Here is a 7,170-nt window from a genome sequence, read left to right on the forward strand (position 1 = left end):
TACACTTGTACTACAAAGATAGCATACTTTAACGTATTTTGATATCAGCTAAAGTTGCATTAGTCACCAACACCAAAATCAGTATTGCTGACAAGTATCTCAAATTGTGGATCATTAAATAGCTCTTTATATTCATCTAAGAACCATTTTTTCAACTCTTCATCTGCTTTTATTGATGTTGTATTGTTTACATATAGATTCAAAGTCGTGTGATTAAAGTGTTTTTTAGCTATTTCAATATCTTTTTTTATTATTTCTTTTGTTTGACCTTTGACACCAATCAAGAGACAAACTGAGTCAAATAGCTCACTTAGCTGTTGCGGTGATGTATGAAAGAATCCTTTATTTAAAATTTTTTCTCTAAACTGATTATCAAAGCTTTCTAAACCAGTTTTGATAAAAATATTAGTATCAAATAGATCTTTGATTTTATGTAGATGGTCTTTGTACATCCAGTGCGCTTCGACAAATAGTAGTTTGATATCTTTTTCTTGAACTATTTCTTTAATACGATTTTTAGTTGCTTGAGGAAGTTCAAATACATTGCCTGAATTTATTATTTCAAGAACACCAAACTCTCCGCTAACATTGTTTAAAATATCAAAATTAATAGAGTTGATTTCGTCAATATTTTTTGAGTTATCTAGTATATAGTCACAAAAAGTACATTTTCCATAAGCACAAGGGCGACTTTTTAGCAGTACGATTTCTCTTTTGTAGCGATGGACATCTGTGATTTTGCTATAACGATCCATTATTTGATGTACTCCTGTGCTTGTATTAAGGCTAGCTCATCAGTGTTTAATTCGTGTGTAACCCTGAAGATGCCGTCCAAACATCTAGTAACCAAACTTAGAGCTTCATCTAATGTTTTACCCTTTAAAAGATAACTTAAAAACATCGCTGCAGTAATATCACCTGAGCCACTTACTTTAGGTTGAACTTTATATTTGGCAGATTCCATATAAGAAAAGTTATTGTTCTGGTAAATTGCAATGCCAGTTTTATTTTTATCAAAAGACACACTTGTAACGATTATGATTTGTTTTTCATTTTTGGTTTTTACAATTAGACTTTGGCATGCTTTGACTATATCTTCATGTTTTCTTATCTCGACACCGCTTAGTACACTTAGCTCAAATATATTTGGTGTAATTATGTCAGCTAATGGTAATAAATATTTTAAGAATATTTCTGGGTGATCGTTTGATGCAAAAATATGTCCTGTTTCATCTTCATCATATTTATCACCAAAGACAGGGTCACAGCAGTATAGGCTAGCTTGTTTTTTTTCTTTTAGTAATGTGACTGTATTTGCAATAACTTTAGCAACATCGACGTTACCGATATATCCAGATAAGATAGCATCCTGTTTTGCTAAGAAGTTGTTAGTAATCAAGCCTTCTATAACATTTTGAATATCTTTAGCACTAAAAAAAGAACCTTTAAAAAAGTCGTATTGAGTATGGTTTGAGAGCTGGACTGTATATATTGGAGAGACTTCTATACCAAGACGCTGCATAGGGAATACGGCAGCTTTATTACCGGCATAGCCATAGGCTACATGAGATTGAATAGATAATACTTTTGGGGTACTTACACTCATTATTTATAATCCTAGATTACTCTTTATGTTTGTTAGTAAATTAACAGATGCTTCTTTATTGCCAAACTTACCTATTCGGATAAGTAAATTAACAGTATTGTCGTTACCTTTGAGTAGTTTTATATCAAAATTAACAGTGTGGTCTTTGTCAAAAAAACTGCCGTTGATAGTGTACGTGCCAGTGATGTTCGCGGTGTCATCATTGATGTTGCTAGTTACTATTTTATCACTACCGTTATTTAGAGCCAAAAGTGTTGCATTGTATACACTTTGCAGGCTAGTGTTATCAATTTTAGCAGAAAAAGTACCATTCACAAATCTTGCAATAGATTCGCCTGCTGAGTTCAGGTTGCTAGTTAAATCAGATGTGTTCGAGCAGCTAACTAGTGTTAAACTTACTAGCATTGATACTGCCCATATTTTAAGAAATTTCATAAGAATTTTGTCGATTTTAGTTAATAAACTAAAGTTTATAACACTGTTTAATCTTTGTAAATTAGTTATATCGAGCCTAGACTCTTGAAAAACTAGTAACAACCCATATACTCTACAAAAGAAGATAAGAGGTTTTGGAGAGACTGTGTCTGTATATAATCAGTTTGAGGAATTACTAGAGTTCTTAAACAATCGTGTTGTTGGTCAAGAAAATTTAAATAAGCGTTTATTGATAGCATTGCTAGCTGGAGGACACTTACTTGTAGAGGGAGCTCCTGGGTTAGCTAAGACAACTGCGATCAAAACATTGTCTGAAAGTATAGATTGCTCTTATCATAGAGTGCAGTTTACACCGGATCTTTTACCGGCAGATTTGACAGGGACAGAGATATACATACCTCAGCAACAGAGCTTTGAGTTTCAGTCAGGGCCATTATTTCATAACCTATTGCTTGCTGATGAGATAAATAGGGCGCCTGCAAAGGTTCAGTCAGCATTGCTTGAAGCTATGGGAGAGAAGCAAATCACAGTGGGTAAGAAGACTTATCCATTGTCTAATCTTTTTATGGTGATGGCTACGCAAAACCCAATTGAGCAAGAAGGCACTTATCCACTTCCTGAAGCACAGTTAGATAGATTTATGCTTTTTGTGAAGATTGAGTATCCGGATCCAAAAACGGAAGCAAAGATTCTTGCTATAAGTAGAGGTGAGGCATTAGGGCATAAATTACGCTACCCAAATATCTCTCAAGAAGCAATTTTTGCAGCACAAAAAGAAGTTTTGAATGTTCAGATGTCAGCAGCTCTTGAGCAATATATTATTGAGTTGATTCTAGCTACTAGAGACCCATCAAAATATAGTCCAAGTATCAAAAAGTGGATTGCCTTTGGTGCAAGTCCTAGAGGAACTATAGCATTAGATAGAGCAGCTCGAGCACATGCTTGGTTATCTGGCAATGATTATGTATCTCCTGGAGATGTTCATGCAGTTATATATGAAGTTCTACGTCACAGAATACTATTAACATTTGAAGCAGATGTTGATGGTATCACAAGTGATGATGTGATTGCTGAATTGCTAAAGGCTGTGCCAATCCCTTAGAGTATCCTCAATGAAAAGTTATAAAGGTGTTAAGGCTGATATCCAAGAGCTTTTGAATCATCGCTATCAGGCAAAGTCACTAAAATTATTTGCTAATCAGAAAGTTAATACGACTAATGCTGGTACAAATATTTCTAATGCAAAAGGTCGTGGTATGGACTTTGATGAGGTTAGACATTATCAAGCAGGCGATGATATTAGATTGATGCACTGGTCACTTACAGCAAGGCTTGGTAAACCATACACTAAGGTTTATCATGAAGAGCGTGAACGTAGTCTGTATTTTATTGTTGATCAAAATAGTACAATGAATTTTGGTACAAGGGAATGCTTTAAGTGTGTTAAGGCTGCCAATACACTAGCATTGTTGGGGTTTGGAGCATTAGAGGCGCATGATAAGGTTGGTGGTATCATTTTTGATGATCAAGGCTATAATTTCTATCCTGCAAAACAAGATAAATCAGCGCTGATCAAAATGTTTAATTTTATAACGATGGATCACAAAGATTATCAGCTTAAATCTCAAAAGAAATTAGCAGATGTCATAAAGTTTCTGTATGCGAAAGTTCGTAGTAATAGTGTGATAATTATTATTAGTGACTTTAGTAGTTTCGATGATCAAGCAAAACAGTATCTTAAATTATTGAGAGCTAAAAATGAGGTTATAAATATATTTAGTTATGATCCTATAGAAAAGGAGTTACCAGCTTTAGATACATATTATTTTAGTGATGGTGAGCATCGTATAATATTAGATGCTGCGAGTAAGAAACAAAGAAATGTTTATAAAAAACTTTATCAAGAAAGATACACTACGATAAAGGATTTTTCACGTAAGAATAAAACAGGGTTTATTGAGATAGCAACGAATGATGATCTGGTTAAAGCAATAAACTATGGGATAGCTAATTATGCAAACTAATGATCTTTTGGCTCAATTAAAAGATATTTATTTGCCTGCAACGGTCTCTCAATGGTGGCCTTTGGCTTATGGTTGGTGGTTACTTTTAGGTTTGATTGTACTAGCTTTTATTATCTTCTTGATCATTCTACATTTTAGAAAGAAGAAAAATAACTATAAGGATTCTATTGTTAATGATTTTAGAAGGGCAATAGAAGAGACTAAACAAAATAAACCGAAAGAGGTTTTGCAAAATATATCTGTATATTTAAAAAGAGTAGCATTACAAAAATTTCCAAATCAACAAATCAAAACTCTACATGGTGAGCAATGGCTTGAGTTTCTCGACTCTAAAATGAAAAATCAAAATTTCAAAAATACCAAAGCTAACATGTTGGCAAATAGTTATAGAGCTGTCGAATTAGATAAACAAACGCTAAATGAAATTTTAACTGTAGCAGAACAGTGGCTAAGGAGAGTATTGTGATTAATATAGAATATCCTTGGTTTTTGGTTTTGATTATTTTACCTTTTGTTAGCTATTGGATATTTCCAAGAGTAAAACATGATAAGCAGCTGGCACTAAAAATACCATTTTTTGCTCAGTTAGAATCTCAGTTGAGAGGTAATAAAAATGGAGACTTTACCAAAGCAAATTATCTTAAATATATTCTAAGTACTATTTGGATATTATTGATTATTTCAGGTTCTGGTATTCAGTGGTTAGGCAAACCAGTTAGCTTGCCGCAAAGTGGTAGAGATCTAATGATGGCTATTGACCTATCTGGTAGTATGGCTATCCAAGATATGCAGAAGTCTAATGGTAAAATGGAGTCAAGATTTGATCTTGTAATGCGTGTTGCTAATGAGTTTTTAGATACTCGTCAAGGAGATAGGGTCGGTTTGATACTTTTTGGTACTTGGGCATATTTACAAACGCCATTGACTTTTGATATTCCAACTGTCAAAAAAATGCTTGATGATGCAAGTATTGCCTTACCAGGTCCACAAACTGCTATAGGCGATGCTATAGGTTTGGCAGTTAAGAAGCTCAAAAGATATCCAGGTGACTCTAAAGCTCTTGTTTTGCTAACAGATGGTGAAAACAACTCCGGAGCTTTACAGCCTTTGCAGGCAGCAGAACTTGCAAAACAGTATCACATAAAGATATACACCATAGGTTTGGGTGGCGGGCAAATGATGGTTAAGACTACTTTTGGTGAAAGATTAGTTAATACATCAGAGGATCTTGATACAGAAGTATTACAAAAAATTGCCACAATGACCGGAGGGAAGTTTTTTAGAGCGCAAAATAGTACTGATTTGAAACAAGTATACGAGTCGATAGATCAGCTAGAGCCGATAGAGTCAGACAAAACAGTAGTTAGACCAGTTACATATCTATATCCTTGGAGTCTTGGTTTTGCATTGTTGTTAAGTTTTGTGATGGCTATAGTATGGTTGAAGCGTAGGAGAGGATATTAGTATGGATTTTCATTTTCTGCGTCCGTGGTGGCTGTTAGCATTAGTGCCTATTGTAGTTTTTGTTATTTTACTTTTTAGAAGTTCTTCACAAGCAAATAGTTGGGCTAAGTATTGTGATAGTCATTTATTGGAGCATATAGTTGTAGGTAAGCAGTCAAAAACTAAAAAGTCATTAGTGCCATTTTTGTTTTTGTGCTTGTGGATTGTATCTGTGGTAGCATTGGCAGGTCCTACATGGAAATATAAAGATGTGCCTGTATATCAAGAAAATGTTTCGAGAGTTATAGCTTTAGATGTTTCACAGTCTATGGACACTACAGATGTTTCTCCAACTAGGCTTGAGAGAGCTAAATATAAGACTTTGGATATTTTGCGTAGAATAAAAGAAGGTCAGGTTGGGATGATAGTATTCTCAAGTGAGCCATTTGTTGTTTCTCCTTTAACATCTGATGCGAATACTGTTGAGAACCTTGTCCCTGTTATTAATTCAGATATCGTGCCTGTGCAAGGTAATAATATCTATAAAGCTATAGAAAAATCTGCTCAGTTAATTACTCAGGCAGGTGCAAAAAAAGGTCAGATAATTTTGATAACAGATTCAACACCATCAGCTGATGCTATCGCCAAAGCAAAACAGTTAGCAGAGCAGGGTATAGATACTGATGTATATGCAATAGGAACTCCAAAAGGCGGTATTGCTAAAGATGATAAGGGTAATTATATAAAAGATGATGGAGGCAATATCCAGTATTTTGGTATAGATATGAATCAACTTGAAGCATTAGCAAAAGCTGGATCTGGAAAATTAGTGACTTTAACTGCTAATAATACTGATATTAAGAAGTTACTATCAGATACACAAGGCAATGGTAAAAAGAAATCAGATAAAAAGTCGGCAAATATTTTTTGGCAGGATGAGGGGATTTATTTTATTTGGTTACTGGTAGCTATGAGTTTACTATTTTTTAGAAGAGGTGTTTTGGAGAGAATATGTCGCTAAGAAAATTAATATTTATCTTGTTACTATTGCCATGTTTTTGTTTTGCGAATAAGTGGAATAATTTATGGCAAACAAGAGATCAACAAGGCATGAGCTACTATGATAGTGGTAATGCAAAAAAAGCGGCTGAAGCTTTTGAAAATAGTAATTGGAAAGGTTCTTCATACTATAAAGCCGGAGACTACCAAAATGCATATCAAGAGTTTAAAAAAGATGATTCAGCTAAAGGGTTGTATAATCAGGGTAATGCCTTAACGCACATGGGCGAATACAAAAAAGCTATAGACGCATATACAAAAGCTATACAAAAAAGACCAGATTTTGCAGATGCAAAAAATAATTTAGAAGTAGCAAAAGAGCTAGATAAACAAAAAGATAATCAGCAGAATTCTCAAGACAACAAAGACAACAAAGACAACAAAGACAACAAAGACAACAAAGACAACAAAGACAACAAAGACAACAAAGACAACAAAGACAACAAAGACAACAAAGACAATAAAGACAATAAAGACAATAAAGACAATAAAGACAATAAAGACAATAAAGACAATAAAGACAATAAAGACAATAAAGACAATAAAGACAATAAAGACAATAAAGACAATAAAGACAATAAAGACAATAAAGACAATAAAGAC

Annotated in this window: 9 protein-coding genes; 6 read left to right on the top strand and 3 right to left on the bottom strand. The window is 33.9% G+C overall.

The features are described 5' to 3' along the window. Positions 1-59 precede the first annotated feature (59 nt). The 3 genes from F3D59_RS01255 to F3D59_RS01265 are packed head-to-tail and all read right to left on the bottom strand — an operon-like array spanning position 60 to position 2,041. Positions 60-755, bottom strand: coding sequence for a radical SAM protein (locus F3D59_RS01255; protein WP_013921976.1), 696 nt, complete (start codon positions 753-755; stop codon positions 60-62). Further along, complete coding sequence (gene pdxY / locus F3D59_RS01260; RefSeq protein WP_150463504.1) at positions 755-1,606, bottom strand: pyridoxal kinase; 852 nt, start codon at positions 1,604-1,606, stop codon at positions 755-757. Before pdxY ends, F3D59_RS01255 begins: the two co-directional genes overlap by 1 nt. Positions 1,607-1,609: 3 nt before the next feature. Continuing rightward, entirely contained in the window at positions 1,610-2,041 is a 432-nt protein-coding gene (locus F3D59_RS01265) for a DUF3568 family protein (RefSeq protein WP_191092410.1), read from the bottom strand. 145 nt (positions 2,042-2,186) lie between these two features. Here F3D59_RS01265 and F3D59_RS01270 point away from each other — a divergent pair, with 145 nt between their 5' ends. From F3D59_RS01270 to F3D59_RS10030, 6 genes are all read left to right on the top strand, one after another. Beyond that, positions 2,187-3,143 carry an AAA family ATPase gene (locus F3D59_RS01270; RefSeq protein WP_013921980.1) on the top strand — a complete coding sequence of 319 codons (957 nt, stop codon included), beginning with the start codon at positions 2,187-2,189 and terminating at the stop codon, positions 3,141-3,143. A gap of 10 nt (positions 3,144-3,153) precedes the next feature. Continuing rightward, the gene (locus F3D59_RS01275) at positions 3,154-4,065 is read left to right on the top strand and encodes a DUF58 domain-containing protein (RefSeq protein WP_150463505.1); all 912 of its coding nucleotides are present in this window, start codon (positions 3,154-3,156) and stop codon (positions 4,063-4,065) included. Continuing rightward, positions 4,055-4,531 (top strand): DUF4381 domain-containing protein, encoded by a 477-nt coding sequence (locus F3D59_RS01280; RefSeq protein WP_150463506.1) that lies wholly within the window; start codon positions 4,055-4,057, stop codon positions 4,529-4,531. The genes F3D59_RS01275 and F3D59_RS01280 overlap by 11 nt, the downstream gene beginning before the upstream one ends. Further along, entirely contained in the window at positions 4,528-5,529 is a 1,002-nt protein-coding gene (locus F3D59_RS01285; protein ID WP_191092411.1) for a vWA domain-containing protein, read from the top strand. Before F3D59_RS01280 ends, F3D59_RS01285 begins: the two co-directional genes overlap by 4 nt. A 1-nt stretch (position 5,530) precedes the next feature. After that, on the top strand, positions 5,531-6,529 hold the full coding sequence (locus F3D59_RS01290) for a vWA domain-containing protein (RefSeq protein ID WP_150463508.1): 999 nt from the start codon (positions 5,531-5,533) through the stop codon (positions 6,527-6,529). Next, the coding region (locus tag F3D59_RS10030; RefSeq protein ID WP_224721122.1) for a tetratricopeptide repeat protein at positions 6,520-7,170 on the top strand (651 nt) is incomplete at its 3' end. The genes F3D59_RS01290 and F3D59_RS10030, both read left to right, overlap by 10 nt.

It is taken from the genome of Francisella sp. XLW-1, assembly GCF_008711455.1.
In the GTDB taxonomy this organism is placed as follows: domain Bacteria; phylum Pseudomonadota; class Gammaproteobacteria; order Francisellales; family Francisellaceae; genus Francisella; species Francisella salimarina.

Excerpts from the sequence above, each read along its gene's own strand:
- F3D59_RS01290 (WP_150463508.1), top strand. The coding sequence starts at position 5,531 with ATGGATTTTCATTTTCTGCGTCCGTGGTGGCTGTTAGCATTAGTGCCT.
- F3D59_RS01255 (WP_013921976.1), bottom strand. The coding sequence starts at position 755 with ATGGATCGTTATAGCAAAATCACAGATGTCCATCGCTACAAAAGAGAA.
- F3D59_RS01265 (WP_191092410.1), bottom strand. The coding sequence starts at position 2,041 with ATGAAATTTCTTAAAATATGGGCAGTATCAATGCTAGTAAGTTTAACA.
- F3D59_RS01280 (WP_150463506.1), top strand. The coding sequence starts at position 4,055 with ATGCAAACTAATGATCTTTTGGCTCAATTAAAAGATATTTATTTGCCT.
- F3D59_RS01275 (WP_150463505.1), top strand. The coding sequence starts at position 3,154 with ATGAAAAGTTATAAAGGTGTTAAGGCTGATATCCAAGAGCTTTTGAAT.
- pdxY (WP_150463504.1), bottom strand. The coding sequence starts at position 1,606 with ATGAGTGTAAGTACCCCAAAAGTATTATCTATTCAATCTCATGTAGCC.